Origin of the sequence: Arthrobacter antibioticus (assembly GCF_030063205.1) — a bacterium.
Taxonomy (GTDB): domain Bacteria; phylum Actinomycetota; class Actinomycetes; order Actinomycetales; family Micrococcaceae; genus Specibacter.
Window position 1 is genome coordinate 117,511 of the sequence record NZ_JASISQ010000007.1, and the last position, 22,239, is coordinate 139,749.

Genomic DNA, 22,239 nt, shown 5'->3' on the forward strand with positions numbered 1-22,239 from the left:
CCTATTTTAATAAACCCTGTGATATCGCCGGTGCCGGGGCAGTGGCAAGGTTGTCCGCCACATAGGCGGCGGCTCCAATAAATCCAGCATCTGGCCCCAGTTCCGCCGCACGGATCAGCGGCGCCGACGGACGTCCGTGTTCGGCAAGAAGTTCGGTCAATCTGGCTTGAGTTGGTTGTGTTAGTGCGTCACCGGCGGCACTGACACCTCCGCCCAGAATGAACAGGCCCGGGTCAAACAGCATCGCCACCTGGCTCAGTCCAAATCCCAACCAGTGGGCAATATCGGCAAAATCCTCAGCTGTCCGGGCCACGGTGGTCAGCGTGCTGCCGCTGGCGTAACGATCCAGGCAGCCACGGCTGCCACAACCGCAGGGCCGGCCATCAGGGTCAACCACCATGTGGCCGATCTCCCCGGCAAAACCATGAGCCCCCACCACTAGCTGGCCATTGACCAGCAGCGCGCCCCCGATGCCGGTGCCCACAGTGACCATGGCAACATCTTGTGCTTCCCGGGCAGCACCAAAGCGGTGCTCCGCCCAGAGGGCGGCGTTGGCATCATTGATGACAAGGCATCTGATGTCCAGCCGGGATTCCAGCAGGTCCGCCAACATGGTGTTTTCCAATTCCAGATTGGCTGCATAGAGCACCGATCGGTGATCTGTGGAGACATATCCGGGAACGGCCACGCCCACCAAAAGCCCGCTGGGTTCGGGCATCAGTTCAAGGATTACCGCCACCACCGTGTCGGCAATGGCAGACTCACCCTGCGGGGTCGGCTTTTGCACACGCGCCATCACCCGTCCGTGGGAATCAACCAGACCGGCAGCAATCTTTGTGCCGCCGATGTCCACGCCAATCCAGAGCTTGCTCATGCCGGATCTACGGTGGTACCTTGATGCGGGATACGCAGTACGGCCACAGGCTGGCTCCTCAGCGCCTCCGGCACCACGAGGGTTTGCGCTGAAACTGTGTCGGTGCCCAGCCATGAACCGCCACCAACAAGGAGCGGCGCAGTTGGCAACTGCTCATTCGGGGTCAGCACACACAAATAGCTTGCGTCCGCCGAGACCGTGACGGCGTAGTGGCAAAGTTGCTCATCGCTAAGCGTCCCTGACCAGGGGCGTGTGTGGTAGATGGCATCACCATTGGTCTCCAGCCACGCACCAAGCCCCAACAACCTCTCGCGGTAAATGTCCGGGACCGTGCCGTCGGCTGCCAGGCCGATGTTCAGCAGGAAGTTGCCGTTGCGCGAAACCACCGAAACCAGGTGGGCAACGAGTTCAGCGATGCTAAGCACTTCTGCTTCCGTTTCCTGCTGGTTCACACCAAAGGACCGGCCCAGCCCGCGGCAGCTCTCCCAATGCTTGTCGGCCAAACCACCAATGTCACTGTATTCGCGCGTCAGGTAGCCGTGGGAGGGAACCCCCCAGCGGTCATTGACGATCCCGCCGGGCACCGACTTCAGGTACTCGCCAAAAAGTGCTGCCACACCGAAGTCGGCATCTGACTTCCCGGCGTCCGGCCATTCAATGTCATTCCACAAGATGTCCGGTGAAAAACGGTGGATCAGTTCAGTTGCCTGTGCGTGTGCGTAGCGAGCAAAATGTTCGTCGTTACGGCGCAGACGGAATACGTCGGCGTCCGAATCAATCGCAGGGAAATCGCTGACGTGCCAATCTAGGGCCCCGGAAAAATAGCTGCCGAATTTCAGCCCGGCAGCACGGGTGGAATCAGCAAATTCCTGCATGAGATCCCGTTTGGGTCCGCGTGCTGCACTGTTGAAAGGAGTAGTTTCAGTGGCCCACAGACAAAATCCATCGTGATGTTTGGCGGTCGGCACAACGTACTTGGCACCGGCCTGGCGGAACAACGCAAGGCAGTCATCGGCGTCGAACTTCTCAGCTTTCCACTCATCAGCCAGGTCTTCGTAGCTGCTTCCGGCGCCAAAGGTCTCCCGCTGGTAGGCCTGGGCGCTGCTGCCCTCAACACGCACGGTGTTGCCATACCACTCTGCGTACTTGTGGTCGCGGTAGGCATCCTCCACTGCGGTGGGGGCGTCACCAACCTCTGCCCAGGCTGGCACGGAGTACAGACCCCAGTGCACAAAGATTCCGAATTTGGCGTCGGCCAACCAGGTGGGAAAGTCCCAGTCCGGGTAGCTGGGGTTGTGTTCGCCAAAGTCCGGCCCAACACGATCCTCAAAATTAATCATTTGATACCTTTTGTGTGAGTAAAAAAGTGGAGATCAGCGTCCGGCCAGGCCGACAGTCGCGATTCCCTTGACCAGGTGTTTCTGCAGGGCAATCACGATGATCAGTGTGGGCAAAATGGCGATCACTGATGCAGCCATCACCAGGTTCCAGGAACTTCCGTGCTCACCGAAAAACGTTTGAAGACCCAGTGAAACGTTACCCAGTTCATTGACGTCGTTGACCACGATCAGGGGCCATAGGAAGCTGTTCCAGAAGGTGATAAATGTCCACACACCCAGCACAGCCAACGACGGCTTGGCCAGGGGCAGGATGATCCGGGTAAAGGTGCGCCATTGGCTGCAACCGTCCATGCGGGAGGCTTCCACCAACTCGTAGGGAATACCCACAAAGAACTGTCGCAGCAAGAAAACACCGAACGCTCCGAAGGCCCACGGCAGGATCAGTGCCTGCCAGGTGTTGATCCAGCCAAGCTTTTGCATCAGCAAGAACATGGGGATTACTAGGACTTCCTGGGGAATCATCATCGTGGCCAGGTAAAGCAACATGAACTTGTCTCGCCCACGCCACCGCAGAATGCCGAAGCTATACGCTGCCAAGGAGGAAACAGCCACCACAATCAAAGTGCCCGCCACTGAGACGATCAGTCCGTTGATGATGAACCGGAAGAAAGGGGTGTAGTTGAATACCTCAACAAAGTTCTGCCAGCGGAACTCCGAGCCAATAAGCGAGGGCGGCTGAGAAAAGATTTCGCCGTTGGGCTTGAACGCTGAGAAGAAGGTGAAAATGATGGGGAAGAGAAATAGCAGCGCCGCGACGGCTAGCAGGATCTCACTGCCGAACTTCATAGGGCGGAATCGCGCTCGGGATTTCCTTGAGCCGTCCTTTGCCGGTGTTTCAACGCGGCGCGACGATCTGATCTGGACCTGGTTATTAGTCATAGTGAACCCATTTCTTCTGTCCCAGCCACTGCAGCATTGTGACAACAAGGATTAAGACAAAGAGGATGATGGCAGGCGCTGCAGCGGCACCTAGTTCGCCATCTTGGAATGCTGTTTGGTAAACGTTCATCACCACGGTCACCGTGGACGTTCCTGGCCCACCAGCTGTCATGACGAACGGTTCTGAGAAGATCTGGAACGCTGAAATCATGGTTACCGTGGAGGCGAAGAAAATTGCCGGGGTCAATAGCGGAATCTTGATGCGCAGCAACTGTGTGAAACCGTGCGCACCGTCCAACATTGAAGCATCGATGATGTCTTGGGGAAGCTGATCAATCGCCGCCGAGAAAATGAGCATATTGTAGCCAAAACCCTGCCACACAATAACAATCACCACAGCTAACAAGGCGGTACTACTGTCACCCAAAAGGTTGGGCATGTGGATGCCAAACCAGGATTGAAGCGTTGAGTCAACCAGTCCGTTGGGCTGGTAGATCAGTTTCCAAATCACGGCAGTTGCCACTGTGGGTGTAACTACCGGCAGAAAAAAGAGGACTCTGTAGAGGCGGCTGAAACGGCTGCTGGAAACCCAGAACGCTGTAGCGAGTGTCAGAACAAGGTTAAGCGGAACCACCACAATGGTGAAAATGAAGGTGTTCACCAGAGCTGCTGTGAACTGGTTGCCCGGGGCAAAAAGATTGCGGTAGTTATCTAGTCCGGCAAAAGTGACTTCCCCGAAGGTGGGCCAGTGGAAGAAGCTGGTGGTGATTGCCAAAATGGTGGGGAAGAGGATGAAAACGGTCATCCCCACGGCGCTGGGGGTGAGAAACCCCAGCGCCGAACGGGAATCAGGATTCTTCCGCTTCTTCAGTACAACAGGATTGGTCACCCTTGGTGGCACGCTTTTAGTAGTTACTGCCGTCACGGTGGCACCTTTCTGCGGCTGTCAGGATGAGCGGAAATGTTTGCAAGGGTTACTTCGCTCCACTTTGCTGCACGTTTTTCAACGCCTCTTCCGGGGTACTCTTGCCGCCAAAGGCGAGCTGGAACTGCTGGGCCATCAGCTTGGTGACTTTGTCCCAGTTGTTGGTGCTGATGAACGGCACAGCCATGTCTGACGATGTCTTGGTAACCGCGGCAACCTGATCGGAGTAGCCCGGGTTCTGCGGGTCAACGTCAGCTTTCAAACCTTCAATGAAAGCGGGAACGGCGGCCGTGCGTGCCGGAAGGTTACCTGCCTTGGCTGAAGCTTGCTGCGACTGGGCATTGGTCAACACACCAATGGCCTTGGCTGCCTCTGTCTTGTTCTTGCACGTGGAGGAGATACCGAAACCGGAGTTGGCCGAGAACGTGCCGCCACCATCTTTACCCTGCGGCAGGGAAACCACACCCACCTTGAAACCTGCAGCATCAGTGACATTGCTCTTCATATTCCATGATCCATCAACCGCCATGGCCACGTTGCCTGCCACGAACTGCTGCTCCCCCCACGGCACATCGGAGGAACTTGCCGGGATGCTGCTGATCTTCTTCTCGGTAGCTAACGATGTGTACCAGGAGAAGGCTGATTCGAAAGCTGGGTCGTTCATCTGCAACTGACCATCGGCGGAGACAGGCTTTGCACCGTTGTACGCCAATAGCTGCGCAGACATGTGCAGATCGGAGAATGTCTGGCCAAACGCGGGCTTGTTGGTTGCCTTGGTGATCTTCTCGGCCGTAGCGACAAACTCGTCGGTGGTCCAACCATCTTTGGGCTCATCCACACCGGCAGCCTTGAAGACATCCTTGTTGTAGTACATGACCATGGTGGAGAGACCGTACGGCAGGGCAAACTGCTTGCCGTCGTTCTGCAATGCCTTTAACGCCCCGGATTGCCACTCACTTTCAGTGAAGCCAGCAGCTTTTGCCAGATCGCCATCGATGGGGGTCATGGCTTTAGCGAAGGCTGGCAGCCTCAAGCTTTGCATACTGACAATGCAAGGAGCCGTACCTGATGCCAGCTGCGACTGCATTTTTGTGAAGTAGTCAGAGAAGGGTGCAGTGGTGAGGTTTACCTTGATGTTCGGATACTCCTGTGTGACCTGCGCAGCCAAATTTTTCCAAGTCTGGTTTCCTTCGTCGCCCTGGGACCAGAAGGTCCAGTCGAGCGTGACGTCTCCGCCAGCGTTGCCACTATCGGACGGAGTGGAGGAGCCACAGGCGCTGGCACCAAGTGCGAGTGCGCCACCGAGTGCGATTGCTGTTAGCTTCGTTGCTAATTTCATGTCATTCCTTTGTCAGAACCGTAGGCTCGATGGTCTTGTGCGTATAATTAATTCGGCGCCGAATTAATGGCGTGATGTTATACTAATCACTAATCTAGGTGGTAGTCAATAGCTATTCCATGAGGGGGAGAAATCTCAACTGCACACATTCGTCCCCACATCACAGCCACCCGTGATGCCGTCAGCCGCGCCGAAATATTGGGCCTACTAGGTCAGACAGGCCAGCTTAGCCGCAGTGAAATAGCCAAACACCTGGGACTTGGACCGGCAACTGTCACAGCCCAAATCCGCAAGCTCGTGACTGATGGTTATGTCCGAGAATTGCCCGCAGATACACGGGCAGGAGCTGGGCGTCCACGCGTTCCGGTGGAGTTAGTACCCGATGCAGCGTTTGTGATCGGCATCAGCGTGCGGCCCACTAGCCTACTGGTCGTGACCATGCTCATCGACGGGACCATTGCGAACGCCACGACCGTGGAATTTGACCCTTCCGACGCAGTGGTAGCTCAGCTCTACGCAGTGGTGGGCGAACAGCGCGCCGCGTTGGAACATCCCCAGCGTGTGGTTGCCATCGGAATTTCCGTGTCAGGTGCGGTGGACCAGGCACTGTCCACTATTCGCATCTCCGCTACGCTGAACTGGCAGGACTTCAATCTAGGTGGGGAGCTGCAACAGCAAGTCAACATTCCCGTCTTTGTCTCCAACGACCTTTTTGCGCTGGCCACCCGTGAGGTTAGCTTCGGGTTGGGCCATGACAAGGACGACTTCCTTTTGTTGGGGCTTGGCTATGGTGTAGGCCTAGGGATAGTCAATCACCGAAAGGTTTTTGGCGGCTCGGGCGGCACTTCCACGGAATTCGGCCACATGTCTGTGGATCCACAAGGCCCATTGTGCGTTTGTGGGAACCGTGGCTGCCTGCAGGTTTATGCGGGTCTGGCTGAACTGCTGCGCAACTCTCCCCTCGGCGATGGAGAAAGAACCATCTCCTCACTCAAAGCTGGTCTGGCCACAGACACCGAGGATCTCCACGCCTTCATGGCCGATATCGGCCACCGGCTGGGCCGGTCTGTGGGCGGCGTAGTGAACCTTCTGGGCATCGGAACCATCATGGTGACTGGAGAAACCACAGAACTGTGGGATGCATTAACTGGCGGATTCCAGCGTGGATTAAAGGAGTCAGTGTTGAGTTTTCTTCACCCCTTGGATATCACTATCAAGGCGTGGACAGACGCCGAAGGCGCAGTAGGTGCAGCAGGTCTGGCGCTACACAACGCCATCAGCCTCAATGTCCCCTTGCAGACGCGCCCAGCGCCCACCCCACCAGAAATCGAGGCGCAATAGGAGGCGTCGGAGATAGCAGTAGACGAGTCCTATTACAGCGGTTAGGGTGTTGGCAAGAGCCAGAGCTCAGCGCCAAAGGACCTGGTACGCCAAACAATGTGGCGGCCGCCATCACGGGGGCTGCCGTCAATGGCTTCTGCGTTGGTTCCGGAGCGGCAGGAAGCCAACAAATCTAAAATATTTCCAACGATGCCCTACCTGCCGACGCCACCGCGGTTTCCCTCGACGCCCCCGTTACCTTTTTAGTAGCCCCTTAAAGAGTAAGAATTGGGGTTGTTGGCCTGTCGGTCCCGGTATGGTTCTTGCCCCCAGTCATTGATGATCCGAATCTTCTATATCTGTCAAGCCGCGATCGTGGTCCTGTTGTCCGGGGCGTGGAGAGCATTCAGCAGACGATAGAGACGTCGGGATAGATAGCGTTTGAGGATGCGCCGTATTTCTTTGGGTGTTTTGCCCTCAGCTTTCCGTCGTTCGGCGTACTCGCGGGTTTTTGGATCATGTATCGTTCTCACAATCGTGGCCATGTGCAAGGCACTATTGAGGCGTCTGTCGCCTCCTCTGTTCAGCCGATGCCGGACTGTATTGCCCGAGGAGGCTGGGATGGGGCAGACTCCGGTAAGAGCGGCAAATGCTGCTTCGGAACGCACCCGGCCCAGATGAGACCACGCGGTGTAAACCACGGCAGCTGTCACTGGCCCGACACCAGTTACCTCAAGTAGCGGTGCCGCTGGGCTAGCCTCGATCAGCTCCGTGGTGCGCCCTTGATTCTCCTTGAGCTCACCATCGAGTGCGGTAATGCGTTTTGCAAGTCTGATAGCTTCAGAACGTGCCGTGGCAAGAGCCAATTCCTCATCGCGTTGACGCCAAAGAGCTGACGCCGCGATCTGCGCATCAGTCAGAGGCCGCCTGGCATCAATCCCCAAATCCACGGTCCTCAACAGGGCTGTGAGTGCGTTGACTTTGGCGGTCCGCTCAAGGGTCATTTGTTCTCTAGCGACCACCAACACACGCAGAGCGGCACGGATTCCATCGTCCTGTCGTGGATTGCGTAGATTCGACTCTTCAAGTGGCAGCGCCGCCGCGGCAATAGCGGCAGCATCCAACGGGTCGGACTTCCCCGCACCACGCCGGACAGGCGCGTAGCTCCGAGGAGCTTCCACGACACGGTAGCCGGCTCTTGAAACCGTGCCAGCTAGCAAAGCACCGTAGCTGCCAACGCCTTCAATGACCCAGAGAGTGTCCGCATCACCTTCGGTTCGGCGTGCTGCCCAGAGAATCGCCCGCTTTCGACCTGGGGCTGTATTAGGGAAAGCCTCAATGCCAAGTTGCTCGCCATTAGCGGCAGTCACGGCATAGGTATGGGTTCGGGCGTGGGTGTCTACACCAATAATGAATGGATATAGATGCGCAACAGTGGGCATTGATACTCATTCCTTTCTCATCGACAGTTCGGGTACCTGCCGGCCATTGAGCAGCCGGCAGCCTACCGTGGGGTCGCTCACGAGGCATTCCTGTAATGGGCCACAAAGACGAGCTCTGGGCAATCTTCTTATCAAGCCTTCGAAGCGGACAAGGTAGGTACAGGTCATCCTTACGATGGCGGGACAATTCGGATCCAAGGCCTACCAAAGGCCGAGGGGGTGTTGAGTCACCGTCATGAAAGAACAACCAGTACCTACCCTGCCAGCTAGTCACAGACCAGCCACTTCAAATACTTACAGGGGGGGTGTTGTCACCGGGATTCGATAGGCGCCAGGGGATCGCTAATGGGGACCGGACCAGCACAAGGAATGAGCGTGTAGGTCAGCCGTAACGTGGATGCCGAGCCTTGCCGCCGTAGGACATGCCAACGCTAGTTTCACAGGACTATTTCTGAGAGGTTTGCGGTGATCAAAGGACACGAGGACGTCGATATTTTTATTGGTGTTGACGTTGGCAAGAGCAATCATCATGCGGTCGCTATCGACCGCAACGGCAAGAAAGCTCTCGACCGGGCCCTACCCCAAGACGAGGCTAAACTCCGTGCCATCATCCAGGCTGTGGCTGGCAAGGGCACTGTGTTGCTGGTCGTGGATCAGCCCTCGACCATTGGTGCGCTGCCGGTTGCTGTGGCCCAGGCCGAGGGCATCATGGTCGGCTATCTGCCCGGTCTGGCGATGCGCCGCATTGCCGATTTACACCCGGGAGAAGCCAAAACGGATGCTAGAGACGCTGCGATCATTGCCGAGGCTGCACGGTCCCTGCCGCACACGCTGCGTTCGGTCGTCCTCGCCGATGAACAAGCCGCTGAACTCTCCATGCTGTGCGGTTTTGATGACGATCTGGCTAAGCAGGCCACCGCGACCTCGAACCGGACCCGGGGTCTACTCACTCAAGTTCACCCAGCCCTAGAACGTGTCATCGGCACGCACCTGAATCACCCTGCCATGGCCGAGTTACTGATCAGATACCCATACCCGGACAAGCTTCGCAAGGCAGGGCAAATCCGCGTGGCAACACTGCTATCGAAGTACGCGCCACGGGCAGGGAAGGGGTGGGCTGCCGATGTGTTTGCCGCTCTGGGCGAGCAGACCGTCGTCGTCGCCGGAACCGGTGCCGCAGGCATTGTTCTGCCCCAACTCGCCGCAATGCTCAAACAACTGCGCACCGCCCGCGATGAGCTCCTGACCCAAGTTGAAGCGCTCGTGGAGGCCCACCCTCAACACCAGCGTCCAGTCCTCAATGCCGGCGGTCGGTGTCAGGACGGAAGCGCGCATCCTCACCGAGGTTGTTGGCAAGGAATTCAAGACTGCCGGCCACCTCGCCTCCTACGCCGGACTGGCCCCGGTAACGTGGCGATCGGGCACCTCGATCCGTGGATACCACCCGTCAAAGAAGGGCAACAAGTCCCTGAAGCGGGCGTTCTTCCTCTCCGCGTTCGCGGCACTGAAAGACCCACTCTCCCGGGCCTACTATGACAGGAAACGAGCCGAGGGCAAACGACACAACCAAGCCCTAATCGCCCTCGCCCGGCGCCGCTGCGACGTGCTCTTCGCGATGCTCCGCGACGGTGCCCTCTACGACGCCCCGACCACCAAAACTACATAACCACTCAAAGAAAGCAGCTGCCAGACACGCCCCTGCAGCCACTACTCCCTGCCCAAAAATAGTTCAACAATATCTTTGAAGAAAAACGGCTAGTCCCCTTGACGAAGAACATAGGGACACCCCCCTTGCATATCAGGGTCCGTCGGGGTTGCCAACATCCCGTTTTGGCCTGTTCCTGCATGGCGTTATTGCAACGATGCAAGATACTAAATAGTGGTCAATGGGCGTTCAAAGCATGAGTTTGGTATGACGTGGCGGGAGCCCGCCCTCCACGCCCCGTCCAAAAATGAAGTTGGATGCACCCTATTCTTCAAGCCGCGTGCATAGTCAACAACCTTCAAGGGCCACCAATCCCAAGGTCAAGAAGTCACTCAAACCGCGACAACCCCTTGCGCGCCACCGGCGCTGGGCCATAAACGTTGGTGCGGGAAAGCGGCAATCCAGTCGTCGGGGAACCTTGGAATTCGAACCGATATTGCTTCATGGGATAGACGGCTGAAATCAAACTATGCAGTCCACGTGAAAAACTATCGCCGCTGGTCAGAGGCATGTTCGACACCTGAGACTTATCAATAGTTTTCAACGCTTATCAACCCCGCTTTAGAGAATCAGGGTTATTAGTGCTTGTCAACACCCTATTTAGTCCTTTGTTCTAGGCTGACAATCGGAACAATAGAAGGTACTAAGTAGTCTCTAGTTATCGTTCATTCTGGAGGGTTTGTGGCGCGTCGGTCGGAACTTCCACACCGGCCTTTGGTCCACTACTGGCTAGCCAGTCAGCCACCGTTCCCCATAGTTGGTGCCGATATTTCCTCTCGGGTCTGCCGGCTTTAGAACTTAGGGGTTACGTCCCGTGGAGTGGTGTTGTTCCCGGCGTCTGAGTATCGGATTTCCGACGTGAAGAGCCATCGTGCGATGGTCAGTGAGAACCGATCAAAGTTACTCACATAAGGACACAAACACACGATGGCTCTAGACTAGTCTGCCCTGCTCGATCTTCTGGGACAACTCAAACTCACCGATGTCTCCGACCGGATCCGTACCGCGACCGAAACCTTGTATCAACAACTCATCGAGGCTGAGGCCACCGTGTTCATCGGCGCCGGCACCTTCGAACGCTCCGAGGCGCGCACTACCCAGCGCAACGGCTCCCGAACCAAGACGTTGACGACCACGGCTGGGGATTTGAACCTGAAGATTCCCAAGCTGCGGAACGGATCGTTCTTCCCTGCGTTGCTCGAACGGCGCCGTCGTGTTGACCAGGCCCTCTACGCCGTGGTGATGGAGGCCTATCTGCACGGGGTTTCCACCCGCAAGGTCGACGATCTGGTCAAGGCACTCGGGGCTGACACCGGGATTTCCAAGTCCGAGGTCTCCCGGATCTGCGAGGACCTGGACCATGAAGTCGGTGCTTTCCGTGACCGTGACCTCTCCACCATGGACTACCCGTACGTGTTCCTCGATGCGACTTACTGCAAGGCCAGGGTCGGGCACCGGGTTGTCTCCCAAGCCGTCGTGGTCGCTATCGGGGTGGCGGAGGACGGGCGCCGGGAAGTCCTTGGCTTCGATGTTGGCGACAGCAAGAACGAAGGGTTCTGGACCGCGTTCCTGCGTTCCATGAAAACCCGTGGACTCGACGGGGTGAAGCTGACGATCTCCGATGCCCGCATAGGCTTGAAGAAGGCCATTGCCACGGTCTTCCAGGGTGCTTCCTGGCAGCGGTGCCGGGTGCATTTCATGCGAAACGTGCTCTCGATCGTGCCCAAGGAATCTCCGGACATGGTCGGCTCAATCATCCGCACCACCTTCGCCCGACCCGACGCCGAACACGTGAACACACAGTTCGATGAAGTCACCAGAATGCTGCAAAAATCCCACCCCAAAGTCGCCGCAATGCTCGGCGACGCCCGAGAAGACGTGCTCGCGTTCACCGGCTTCCCGACCCGACACTGGCGCCAGATATGGTCTGCCAACCCCATGGAACGGGTCAACAAGGAAATCAAACGGCGCACCGATGTCGTCGGGGTCTTCCCCAACCCCGCAGCCCTGCTCCGGCTCGCCGGCGCCGTCCTCGTCGAGCAACACGATGAATGGGAAGCCGGGGACCGCCGCTACCTCTCCGAAGCCTCCATGACCGAACTCAAGACCATGAACACCACAACACCCACCCCAGTAGAAGAAGGAATTTTGTTCCCAGAACTCACTGCAGCATAGTCAAAGCACTGACCCGCACGGTGTTGAGGAAAACTCCACCACTCCACGGGACGCAACCCACTGCTGCTTCAAGACGTTGCAAAGGAACTTGGGTTACGTGGCCGGTCCCCGAAGCCAGCTGTTGAAAGTATGGTCGTTGCGACAGACCAAAGATGCAGCTGAAATGGCCTGAAAGTGCTGCTTACGTGGTAGGAACCTTAGCGCTGTCACACAGCGTCCGGCAAGGGAGTCTCTGCTCCTAGATAACGTTCGGTGCTGACTGCTTGTCTAGCCCGCAGGTATTGGTCTCACCAGAAACGGTCGAATCACCCGCCACCCGGGCGCCACTTACTTGGTGTCCAAGTTCCAAGCTCGCGGAAAGAATGCCGACAATCGAAGTGGAAATTGATTCAGTCATGGAGTCTTGGTCTATACTTGCCGGATGCGAAAAGACATGGGGAAACGACTGCGTGACGGGATCACCGCGCGACTGGAGTACGACTTCGCCTGCGACCGAGGGCACTCCTTCGGTGAATATCATCTTCATGGCGTAATCAACGAGATAATCTCCGCAATTATCGATCCTGGGCTTTTCAAATTACATGGTGGATATCCTCACCCTGCGATTAACAATGCTACCGGCCTGGATGAACCAAAACGCTCAGGGCGGCGCCGCGAGGTCGATTTCTACATTGAACATCGCGACACAAACGTGGCCCGCACATGTATCGAAGCGAAATGGGGTGGCTCGAGTTATTGCACATGGGACAGAGTCCTTCTGGACCTCTATCGGTTGGCCTTGGTGAAGGAACACTGCCCTGACTCTGAGTGCTTGTTCGTGCTAGCTGGCCCCACTGCAGAAGTAGACGCCGTACTGGAGAGCATGCCCAGTGTGTGGCAAGCTAACTATTCGCGCCAAATGCGTGCACTGCAGTCTCCAGGGAAAAAGAATGGAGTGGCCACCTCGCGCCATTTTCGACCTAGCGGGTGGACAGTTCCGGATCTGATTCGAGAATCATTACCTCGCGTGCCCGTTGAGATCCATACCAAGTTGGCACACCACACCAACGTAAAAGACTCCAAGTGGAAGACGGTTGTTTGGCGCATTGAAGGACCTCCATCAACCGGCGGCGAAACTTCACGAACATGACGAGAACTTGCCTCTGAGAAACGATCCCTCGCGATCAGCTCCACCATCTGATCCTCGGGCTTCGATGACCTCATGACCAAAAGTATGTAAATTGCAACTTGGAACTGACTGGCCAGCCGCTCACGTGACATCCTGGTCCCATTCTTCGCCGACCAAGCGATGGGAACAGGCCAGTAGTGCCGTTTCTCAAATGACACGCGGCGAAGTGGGTGGGAATTGCTGCGCAGTCTTGATGGTGGGCTACGCTGCAGCCCACCATCCAGACTGCGTCACAATACTATGACCGGCTGATCATCTTGCCACTATTGGAGTCTTCGAGCCCCTGGTTAATGTCCTCAAGTTTGTAGTCGCTAATCAGCTTCTCGAAGGGAAATCGTCCCTCTCGCCAGAGCTGGATCAGCCGAGGGATGAAGACCTGCGGTACGGAGCTGACCCTTAATGCCCCAGAACAGCAGGAAGCGGTGTGGCGTAGAGGCCATCACGGGCCAGTACGTCGGTATAGCAAATCCCTGTTGCGACCAGATTAACGCGAACTTCATTCGACCTCAAAGCTGGTCGTGATATTTTATCGCGGGTCTGATGACCTCAGAACTTAGGATTAGCAATTGCCGCATTTCACCGCTTTTCGCCTACTTGCAGCAAAGCCTAGAATACGGGGGCAGCATGAGGGAAATTGACAGGAGTCATCAAACCAATGTGCACCAAATTGAACGGTTTTCGGTGGGTAAACGGTGGGCAGTACCAAGCGCATGGAGTCCATACCTCCGGTACTACCGACACTATTAACTCGCGTTTCAAACGCGACCTGCCCGTTACTGCCGGGATCGCGCTAACGATTCGGTCAGAGGCCCTGACCACGCGCTATTGGATGAAGCGTTGATGATGGTGCCCATGATGGCCACGGGGTCTATGTACTGCCACAGCGGTGAACCGTAGACGATGCAGATGGCGACGATGGACAGGACTGTTGTTACAGCGGCTTGGGCTGCGTTACTCTCGTGCTTGCTCATGCCCTTCTGTGTGCGGCTGCCCGCGCCAATGCGCGGGGCAATGGGCGCGTACTACATCACAGCACGCATTGGGCTGCCTAGGCACAGAAAAGCCCAGAGGGTGCGTTTGGAGATCGCATCCTCTGAGCTGTCGCGTGGTGCGGCGGTTAGCCGCGGGGTTGGCGGGCTTGGTAGTAGTCAATCGCAGACATGGGAATACGCCAAGGACTCGTCCGGCCACCCGTCTTGTACGCGCCCTTCAGCGCTTGGGTGCGGCAGTGGATCACGATGGTACGGACCGGCTCCTGCAGCATCTCCACAACCTAGGCAGGTGTATAGGCTCGGATGGCAATGGCCGGGGCTGCCTTCGCCGTGGTCATAATACAAACTATCTCTGTCCATTCCTCGACTTTTAGCGGGGCGGCGCCGCACGGTTTCCTGTCACGCTTATTGGTGCCACAAGCCCTGCTGCCGTCCACTGCCTGTATGGCGACGTTTTCCGCACTCAGCCACCAAACAGCCCGAATAGGATAGCGGCGGAAACTCCGGCCAATGTGGCGCCCAGAATCCACCAGTTCATTTTTCTCTGATGCCTGGCCATCTCCTCAGTGGCGGCTGCTTGATCGATGAGTGCCGTGGCCATTTTTTGGGTTACTTCGAGGTGATCGGCAGCGACCTTCCTGTCAGCTTCTTCACGATTGGCCCGATCATGGTTCGCTTGGTTGATACTGTCAGAAATTGCGGCATAGTCAGGAGTAGGTATGACGGCTGGGCGGTAGATCGGCATCATCGAGGGTGCGCCTACTACGGGATTCGATGCCCTCTTGGTTTTGTCCTGGCTGGGGTTTGGCTTGGAACTCGCTGCAAAGGACTTTTGTGTTTTTGTGTTCCGCAGTATGGTCTCGCCGATTTTATTGTTGATCTGCTCGAACTGCTTGCTGAACGCCTTGCCAGCATTCTGAAAAGTTTCCTGTATGTGTCGACCAGCTTCCTCATATTGCGTTTGCTCTACTTCGGATAGTTCTATTTCTTTTCCGGCTTTCTTTGCATCAAGGATCTCTTGGTATCGGAGCAGACTCATTTTCCCATCCGCTATGCGCTGCTGGTCTTTGCGTTCGGCTTCTGCCTTGATGTCGTCAATATGAACGACGTTTCTGGATTTGGAATCGTCCAAGCCAATACCGTCATCGACATTGGGGCCGACGACTTCGTCTGCGTGGTGTTTGTCGTCATCAAATTCGTCATCGGGCGACGTCATCAATATCAGCTCTTTCATGATGGTGGGGTTGTTGCCCATGATACCGATGCCTAGTGACACTGTCTGTGGCACTTGTGGATACCCTCCATCCCCGATCTTGGCCATGATGTCTTGGCCGGGTAGGAGGTGATGTTGGTTGCTCGTCGCCCGGTCGCTCGTTAGCCTGCAAACCCCCGCTCGGATCCGGGTTCAATCAGGCTAACCCCCGTGCAACAGACAACGTGAATGTTGCTGCTGGGTTCCAGAGAACCCTCCGCCCTCCCCACCAATCCGTCCACCACATCGCAACCGACACAGGGCAGGTAGGTGACGGTGAATGAGTGCCGGTAAGACCGGCCCAGCCCCATCATTGTTCATTGTCGAACGCTCGAAGTAGTGTTTGGACATGGCCATACCAGTGAGCGATGCAGAATGCGATGCACACGAGCCCGCCTTGTTCGACAGAGACCCCCGCTACGACGCATGGCTCGAGCAGCTGGCATCCCTTCCATCTGCTGAGGTGTTCATCCGCAAAGCGCAACTGACGCCCCCAGACGGCCGCCGGCTGAAGGATTTACAGTTCCAATGTGAACCGATCACCGTCCAATCTGTACGGAACAACGTCGCACAGATTGCCGAGCGTCGCGTCTTACTCGCAGAGATCCGTGGAGTTCACATCGGCTTCTGTGTCTCAGCCACGGGACCTGATCAATCCGACCCATTGTTCATCCAGCAAGTTGGAGTGGTTCCAGCTGCGCAGGGCCGGGGTATCGGTCTGGCATTGCTCACCGCCGCAGCGAAGCAGGATCCCCTGCGAAACATCGCCCTCGCCACACAGGACTCAAACATCGCAGCACGAGCGCTGAACGAGAATTTCGCTGAGGCGATTGGTGCCAGCATCAAGCGCATCAGGCTCGGCCTATACCCAGATCGCGACCTAGGTATCACGCGAGGACTCGGCTACCGTCTCTGGTTCATCCAGCGGCCTCCCGTCGAGTCATAACACCAGCACCCCAACCCTTCAAGTCAACGCACAAAGTCTCCCAACCAGCTCACCGACCCACCCGTCCTGAGGCCCTATGGGAAGGCTGCCTGCGTGTGTTGTGGTAAGAGCTGTTGCGATTGCCGGTCGGCGGCGGGATAGGAGCCCTTAAAGCTCGACGTAGCGGCGTGAGTGATGGCGTTTGAGAAAATGTCCTGGCTAGCATCTTGTTAGGGCGCCGACTCACAATGACGGCAGTCCAGAGCCTGCTGGTTTGCATTTGTTGCTTTCAAATTGTCAGCACGCAGAAAACCGGTTTGAAGATGCCACGGCCAGACCACATACCGGATCATTGGCCCGCTCGTTGCCCGTCCGTGGCGGCGTAGGCCGTGTTGTGCAAATCCCAAATGGGCCAGTCCTGAAACTCGAGGCGTTGCGCTTCATCCAGGCGCTCTAGACAATATGCGACCTCTTCCTCGTCGCCAAGCAGAATGGCACAGGCCGTCTCCACAAAGTGTGGTTGGCCAATTTCGCGCCGGCTCGCTTGGCCTTTCAACGAGCGGATCGCGGGTCTATCCTCGTGCGTCAGTTGACCGTTCCGAGCAGCAATCTGCCAATGGTTGATCTGGTGAATCGGCAGATTACCCTCCTTCGTTATCAACCAGTCGTTGAGGCCGACGGCCGCGTCCAAGAACTCAGACTTTCGGATTGCAACGACATCAGCGGCACGAACTAGATTGAGCACGGTCGTGTTGGCACGGGCCGCAACATCGGGATACTCAAAGATGTTGTTGTACGCGCTGACCAAGTTATCCAGGTGCAAATTTAGTGTGAATGGCAGTCTTTCGCGTTCCACCACCTCGTAAGGAGTCACCCTGCTAAATTGGGGCACGCCCGCATCGTCTTCTCCACTCAGGACGAACTGCTGCCCGAGTTCTGGATGGAAAAGGTCAAGACACAGCCACTTGCCTTCGGCCTTGTCTTCCGTGACAAGCAATTGAAGGCTCCATGGGCCCATAGGTTGCAAGATTCGGCCTGGTTCATGATGTGCGTCACTGATCTCTTCGCCCCCAACCATGACGTCATGCAAGCCAAGGAGTTGCAATCCCCTCTTTCCCTCCAACGGCTCTAGCTCGACAAGACTTGAGTCAACTCCCAAGTGGGCGCACAAGGACATCAGCGTCTTCAGGTACTGAAAGTGTTCACGTAGGTCATTTTGGTCGTTGACTGAGGCAACATCAACCTTAATTTTGAGGCCGTCAATACTGAAAACTTGCTTGCTTATACACGTGAGGTAGAAGCCAATGTCGTTGAATCGCTCCCTCAGAGTCTTGCGCATCGTCAGTGATACAGAGCCGGTGGAAGTCTCCCCTGTGTCAGACCTTTGCATATTCAGACCTTCACTGAGTTCAAGCTCGACAGTGTGCTTGTCTACTCGTCGTCTTGTTGGGTTGCGAAATACAAAGTCTCCACTGGCAACAGCAAGCTCCGTCACCTCCCCAACATATTCAGACGGAGTGATGACCAGTTCCTCATCAACGGACAGAGTCATGCCTCCAGAGGTTTCGAAGACCAGGGTGAAATCGTAGTCATCGCGCGTCAGTTTTACCGGAGCGTCCAAATTCAAGCTCCCATCGGTAAACAGGGTAATGCGAGTCAAGTCCTTCAGTTGATTTAGATCAATCCGCATGGAGGGTTTTTCGTCGGCCGACTGCAACGCCAATTTGACTATCCCTTCGATTTTTGAAGGGTCCGAGGGAAACGGCCTTAGGTCTACGCCGATCGATTTCTGACCGCCCATTTTCTTGATCAGGTACTGAATCTTGAATGGGTTTAGCAGTGCGTAGGTTGGCATTCGCCCTCCGGTTTTAGGGTCAAGGAACACGACAAAATAGAGGACGCCATGATTCTTGAGGTAGCCAGCGAGATCCGTCTTCGTAATCCGAATTGTGCGCGGGGGCTTCTTGGCTCCTGTCAGGCTTCTTCCTTTGACTTGGACGCTTACACGACCCTGATAGTTCGCCTTGCTATGCGGTTGTGATGAATGAACATCGATGTGTCCGTCAGTTAGTAGTGTCTTGTCGTTTGAGTCAATGACCGGTTCCAAATGTGGGCACTTCGAGACCATTTGGCCTATTTTATAGACGGCTTGCAACTCAACATTCATAAGAACCATTGTCGTCCATGGGTGTCCGCAGCTTCGTTGTGTGACCCATGAAAGTAATCTGCCCTCACTCGTAGGTCTCTGATAGGTAATTCGGGAATTATCCTTCGAAGTGTTTATGCGCAGAGAACCCCGTGACTCAAAAGCCAGCCCTTTCCTTTGCTGGCATGGCTCGTCACGAAGCACCAGCCAACGATTCGTTCTCCAAACCGATCTGCAGCGCGTCCAACGTTTCCATCTGTCGGCTCTGACGCTGGGCGTCCGCCCTCCCCACCAATCCGCTCACCACATCGCAACCGATACAGTGCCTGTAGGTGTCGGTGAAAGCAGGCTGGGCAGGGGCCAATAGTATCGGTTCCATGGAATGGAACGAAGTACAACTTGCACTTTTGACTGCAACTCCGACGTCCCCTCTCGAGCTCTTCAACGTCGGGATGCCAGGTGTTTATGCATGGTGGGATCTGCAAGGGGCTCTCTCACCGTTCTGGCCAGAAGGCTTTCCCGAAGTGAACGTGGCCAAGCCGCTGTATGTCGGCATTGCAAAAAAGACTCTCGCATTGCGTGGCGGTGAAATGCACCTAAAGCGCACTAGCCACTGGTCTACTATTCGTCGTTCTCTTGCGGCATTGCTTGTCGACGACCTCGATATTTTGCCAGGTTTTGTTGTCGACCAGCGCCAACGGGCCAAGTTCGACCTTGCCCCAGAAACCGAGCATCGCGTCACAGATTGGATGGTGGGCAACTTACAGGTGACGTGGGTTCTCCATCCGACGCCAGCCGACGTCGAGAAGGACATCATCAAGAAGCTCACCCCGCCGCTCAACTATGACCATGCGACAAAAGGGCCTTATGCAAGGCCTCTTAAGGTTCATCGTGGTCGGTTGCTCCTACGCGCGGCCAGCAGCTAGTCGCTGGCGACAGGGTCGAGACTAGGTCTGTGAGTTGGGGCTTTTCATTTGGCAGCCGTTTCCTTCAGCCGGATTCCGAGGTCTTGGACTCTCTCTGCGTGAGTTTCGCCTAGCCCAACCAGCTCCACGTAGGCCTCGATCGCGATCAACAAATAAGCGCAGATTTGTTTGATGTCTCGGACAGCGTTCACGTTCTTCGGGCTGTCACGCAACACGACTTTCCCTGCGTCCGATATCGAGTAGTAGATCTCTGCGGTGTCCAGTGTCGGATGGCTCCTGGCAGTTTCCCAAAGCCAGCCTTGGCGGGTGGCGCCATAAAGGGAAGGGTCCGAGTTGAAGACGTGACCGATGTGCGCCAGTTGCGAATCCTCCGCGTACCGATCACTTTGTTCTTGTTCGCGAAAACTGAGCCAGGCCAATTGATCATCGTCGAGACTGAACCCGTCTTTGGCAGCTATTTGGTATCTCGCATCAGACGCCGCCCGCACCTTTAGAAGCAGTTCCATCAGGCGGTCACCACCGATACCCACCGCCCAGTTCAATCTAGTCGCGTGCTCCATGATTGATCGCCTGAGCGGCGCTGCTTCATGGGTATACCCGCTACGGCCGAGTATGTGCACTGCCTCCGACGTGCGAACAACCCTCTGCATCCAACCCCAAGCCACAGCGACCGTTTCCACGATATTGCTCTGGGTCCGATCGGCGTCCGCGACGCAGCGCCGGGGCGGGCTTGGCAGCTCGCGGGCAAAGTTGGACAGGTCCTCGAACATCCGATCCCAGATGTCATCGCTTTTGTTCTGCTGCATGCCTCATCTTCTCATCGCGGTAATTCTTTCCTAGGACACCAAGGCTGACAACAAACGGCCTCGTCCGCACACAGTGTCCCTATTCGCGAAGATGAGGGGTATGAGTTGCAGCGACAGAGTGACGGGTTTTGGAGCGCCAATTCCCCAAATCCAGCCCAGGAGAAGTATCTGCCCCACAAAAGACCGTTTTCGGGCCGCACAAAATCAAGGAGAAAATCAGATGCTTGTAGGCTACGCACGAGTATCAAAGTCAGAGGGCAGCCAGTCAACTGATTTGCAGAGGGACGCGCTTTTAGCCGCCGGATGCTCCCCCGAGCACACCTATGAGGATCGGGCATCGGGTTCGCGGGATGACCGCGGCTAAAGTTCGGTTGGCAGCTGCTTCGATGGGAAAGCCTGGGACGGTCGTGGGCGAACTTTGTGCTGAGCTTGGTGTAAGCCGTCAAACTTTGTACCGGCATGTCTCCGACAGGTGAGCTTCGGGCAGACGGGGAGAAGGTTCTAGCTGGGAAGTAGGCGGCCTACCGGGAAGGCCTGTCAGTAGTAGCCGCCCGTGGGCGACGGTCTCGCGCTGGCGGTTCTGCTACTGCAGAGAGTTTCTCGGCGGTTACTCCCCTCCTTCACCCGGCACGATGATCAAACCGTCGCCGCTGGCAAACTCATCAAGCAGGAGAAAGCCGCGGCCGAGGTCATTTAGCTCCATCTCCAGCCGCCAGAAATCAACCTCCCCAGCAACATTTGAATATGGCCGCAGTGGCGTTTCGTCGAACTTTGAATGCCACTCGGAGTATGACTGGCGCTCAACCCTACAGTCTTCATCGTAAAACACGCATTCGGCCTCCCACTCGTCATGATCAGCCTCATCGTAAGTCTCCTCATGCAACCCCACGTCGGCCCATGGGGCGAGCTTCGGCAAGACAGAGTCGTAGGACTCAAGTCCAGCTAACAACCCCCATTCACCCAGAAGCTGGCGATCCTCATTGGCGTCATCTACCGAGACTAGAGTGAGCGAGCCGCGCCCAGAAGTCTTATTGATCCACTCTTCGGCTTCGAGAAGGACGCGTCGGCCGCTGTCGAGGAGCCTCATCCAGGGCAGAGCAAGGCGAAGCTGCCGAACTCGCAAGTCGTAGGGGTTGCCGTCGGCTAGCTTCGAAAGCTCCACGCACGAATCAGCGCCTAGCTCTTTCGATTCAGGGATGAGAAGCTTCCGTCCACCTTTTCTAGTGGGAAGTATTTTTGCGGGTTCTACAGACTCCCAGTACGCCTTTCTGGTCTCAGCATTGTAGAAGACCACGATGACAGGTAGTGCATGGGCAAGCCAGTAGTCCAGGTTTCTCGCCTTGGGGTAAAACCACCAACCACCAGATGTCGCCTTGAAATAGCTTTTCCCCGATTTGATCTGGGCTGCAATGAGCTTCCCCGACAGTGCTCTACCGTCCACCACTTCAATTTGAACGTCGATTCCAAAATCTGAAGTGGGTTGTTCTCGCAATATCCACTTGAGATCTCCATGCACAATCAATGACACCCCGGCGATTCCCATTCGATCAGTGTGCGCAGATTCTTCTACATTCTGTACCATGCTCTGAGTCTACGAGAATGAGGAACTTGAAGGCACACTGGCCAAGCAGTTTCCCTTTTTGAGCTCGCCAAACCCTATTCAACGTTCCCAACTTGGTTCCCCAGCGGCGGCCAACGCCAACACCGAACCTTAGTCGGTGATTGTTAAGTGCCGCGATCAACCCATTGAGCGGTGGCTGGCACTCCCCTTGCCCCCGAAGACAGACACTCGCCACCTCACATCAGCTTAGAACGGCGCGCTGAATTGTCGGCTTGCAGACACAGGTGCGACACCAAGCGATCAAATCCGCCCCCTTTCGGATCGACGGCACATTGAGTCCTAGAAGTCGTCTCACCATCTAAAGTGACCATCCGTGCTTTACTGGGCTCACAGATGGGCCTTCC

Annotated in this window: 19 protein-coding genes and 2 pseudogenes; 8 read left to right on the forward strand and 13 right to left on the reverse strand. The window is 56.2% G+C overall.

Features of this window, described 5'->3' with window-relative positions; translation table 11 throughout:
* Position 1 precedes the first annotated feature (1 nt).
* From QMG40_RS14290 to QMG40_RS14310, 5 genes are read right to left on the reverse strand one after another with little or no spacing between them, the layout of a single operon-like run.
* Positions 2–874 (reverse strand): ROK family protein, encoded by an 873-nt coding sequence (locus tag QMG40_RS14290; protein WP_283531773.1) that lies wholly within the window; start codon positions 872–874, stop codon positions 2–4.
* Positions 871–2,214, reverse strand: coding sequence for an alpha-L-fucosidase (locus QMG40_RS14295; RefSeq protein ID WP_283531774.1), 1,344 nt, complete (start codon positions 2,212–2,214; stop codon positions 871–873). The genes QMG40_RS14290 and QMG40_RS14295 overlap by 4 nt, the downstream gene beginning before the upstream one ends.
* 33 nt (positions 2,215–2,247) lie before the next feature.
* On the reverse strand, positions 2,248–3,153 hold the full coding sequence (locus QMG40_RS14300; protein WP_283531775.1) for a carbohydrate ABC transporter permease: 906 nt from the start codon (positions 3,151–3,153) through the stop codon (positions 2,248–2,250).
* Positions 3,146–4,078 carry a carbohydrate ABC transporter permease gene (locus tag QMG40_RS14305; protein ID WP_283531776.1) on the reverse strand — a complete coding sequence of 311 codons (933 nt, stop codon included), beginning with the start codon at positions 4,076–4,078 and terminating at the stop codon, positions 3,146–3,148. The genes QMG40_RS14300 and QMG40_RS14305 overlap by 8 nt, the downstream gene beginning before the upstream one ends.
* A gap of 49 nt (positions 4,079–4,127) precedes the next feature.
* Complete coding sequence (locus tag QMG40_RS14310) at positions 4,128–5,417, reverse strand: ABC transporter substrate-binding protein (RefSeq protein WP_283531777.1); 1,290 nt, start codon at positions 5,415–5,417, stop codon at positions 4,128–4,130.
* 195 nt (positions 5,418–5,612) lie between these two features.
* Here QMG40_RS14310 and QMG40_RS17415 point away from each other — a divergent pair.
* Positions 5,613–5,729, forward strand: a pseudogene (locus tag QMG40_RS17415) (winged helix-turn-helix transcriptional regulator); the annotation flags it as partial.
* A gap of 126 nt (positions 5,730–5,855) precedes the next feature.
* Positions 5,856–6,758: an ROK family protein gene (locus QMG40_RS14315; RefSeq protein ID WP_283531850.1), complete on the forward strand. Its 903-nt coding sequence runs from the start codon at positions 5,856–5,858 to the stop codon at positions 6,756–6,758.
* Positions 6,759–7,099: 341 nt separating this feature from the next.
* On the opposite strand, the gene QMG40_RS14320 is transcribed toward QMG40_RS14315, so the two are convergent.
* Positions 7,100–8,179 (reverse strand): IS110 family RNA-guided transposase, encoded by a 1,080-nt coding sequence (locus tag QMG40_RS14320; protein WP_283531778.1) that lies wholly within the window; start codon positions 8,177–8,179, stop codon positions 7,100–7,102.
* A gap of 465 nt (positions 8,180–8,644) precedes the next feature.
* On the opposite strand from QMG40_RS14320, the pseudogene QMG40_RS14325 reads away from it, so the two are divergent.
* The 3 genes and pseudogenes from QMG40_RS14325 to QMG40_RS14335 all read left to right on the forward strand — a co-directional run bounded on the left by QMG40_RS14325 (position 8,645) and on the right by QMG40_RS14335 (position 13,188).
* Positions 8,645–9,845 (forward strand): annotated as a pseudogene (locus QMG40_RS14325) (IS110 family RNA-guided transposase).
* A gap of 987 nt (positions 9,846–10,832) precedes the next feature.
* Positions 10,833–12,059, forward strand: a complete 1,227-nt coding sequence (locus tag QMG40_RS14330) for an IS256 family transposase (RefSeq protein ID WP_283531851.1) — start codon at positions 10,833–10,835, stop codon at positions 12,057–12,059.
* 421 nt (positions 12,060–12,480) lie between these two features.
* Positions 12,481–13,188: a hypothetical protein gene (locus QMG40_RS14335; protein ID WP_283531779.1), complete on the forward strand. Its 708-nt coding sequence runs from the start codon at positions 12,481–12,483 to the stop codon at positions 13,186–13,188.
* A 435-nt stretch (positions 13,189–13,623) separates the two neighbouring features.
* Here QMG40_RS14335 and QMG40_RS17420 read toward each other — a convergent pair whose 3' ends face one another.
* The 3 genes from QMG40_RS17420 to QMG40_RS14345 all read right to left on the reverse strand — a co-directional run bounded on the left by QMG40_RS17420 (position 13,624) and on the right by QMG40_RS14345 (position 15,474).
* Positions 13,624–13,737 (reverse strand): alcohol dehydrogenase catalytic domain-containing protein, encoded by a 114-nt coding sequence (locus QMG40_RS17420; protein WP_459253018.1) that lies wholly within the window; start codon positions 13,735–13,737, stop codon positions 13,624–13,626.
* A 263-nt stretch (positions 13,738–14,000) separates the two neighbouring features.
* On the reverse strand, positions 14,001–14,198 hold the full coding sequence (locus tag QMG40_RS14340) for a hypothetical protein (protein WP_283531780.1): 198 nt from the start codon (positions 14,196–14,198) through the stop codon (positions 14,001–14,003).
* Positions 14,199–14,682: 484 nt separating this feature from the next.
* Positions 14,683–15,474, reverse strand: a complete 792-nt coding sequence (locus tag QMG40_RS14345) for a hypothetical protein (RefSeq protein WP_283531781.1) — start codon at positions 15,472–15,474, stop codon at positions 14,683–14,685.
* 346 nt (positions 15,475–15,820) lie between these two features.
* Between QMG40_RS14345 and QMG40_RS14350 the strand changes: the two genes are divergently transcribed.
* Complete coding sequence (locus tag QMG40_RS14350) at positions 15,821–16,417, forward strand: GNAT family N-acetyltransferase (RefSeq protein ID WP_283531782.1); 597 nt, start codon at positions 15,821–15,823, stop codon at positions 16,415–16,417.
* A gap of 328 nt (positions 16,418–16,745) precedes the next feature.
* Here QMG40_RS14350 and QMG40_RS14355 read toward each other — a convergent pair whose 3' ends face one another.
* On the reverse strand, positions 16,746–18,563 hold the full coding sequence (locus QMG40_RS14355; protein ID WP_283531783.1) for a hypothetical protein: 1,818 nt from the start codon (positions 18,561–18,563) through the stop codon (positions 16,746–16,748).
* A gap of 172 nt (positions 18,564–18,735) precedes the next feature.
* Entirely contained in the window at positions 18,736–18,921 is a 186-nt protein-coding gene (locus QMG40_RS14360; protein ID WP_283531784.1) for a hypothetical protein, read from the reverse strand.
* Here QMG40_RS14360 and QMG40_RS14365 point away from each other — a divergent pair.
* Positions 18,920–19,468, forward strand: coding sequence for a GIY-YIG nuclease family protein (locus QMG40_RS14365; protein ID WP_283531785.1), 549 nt, complete (start codon positions 18,920–18,922; stop codon positions 19,466–19,468). The two genes, QMG40_RS14360 and QMG40_RS14365, sit on opposite strands and share 2 nt — an antisense overlap.
* A 44-nt stretch (positions 19,469–19,512) precedes the next feature.
* Here the strand turns inward: QMG40_RS14365 and QMG40_RS14370 are convergent, their stop codons facing one another.
* The gene (locus QMG40_RS14370) at positions 19,513–20,274 is read right to left on the reverse strand and encodes a hypothetical protein (RefSeq protein WP_283531786.1); all 762 of its coding nucleotides are present in this window, start codon (positions 20,272–20,274) and stop codon (positions 19,513–19,515) included.
* Positions 20,275–20,494: 220 nt separating this feature from the next.
* Here QMG40_RS14370 and QMG40_RS17425 point away from each other — a divergent pair, with 220 nt between their 5' ends.
* Positions 20,495–20,638 carry a recombinase family protein gene (locus QMG40_RS17425; RefSeq protein WP_459253019.1) on the forward strand — a complete coding sequence of 48 codons (144 nt, stop codon included), beginning with the start codon at positions 20,495–20,497 and terminating at the stop codon, positions 20,636–20,638.
* Between the two features lie 243 nt (positions 20,639–20,881).
* Here the strand turns inward: QMG40_RS17425 and QMG40_RS14380 are convergent, their stop codons facing one another.
* Positions 20,882–21,817, reverse strand: coding sequence for a DUF4365 domain-containing protein (locus QMG40_RS14380; RefSeq protein WP_283531787.1), 936 nt, complete (start codon positions 21,815–21,817; stop codon positions 20,882–20,884).
* Positions 21,818–22,239: the final 422 nt, after the last annotated feature.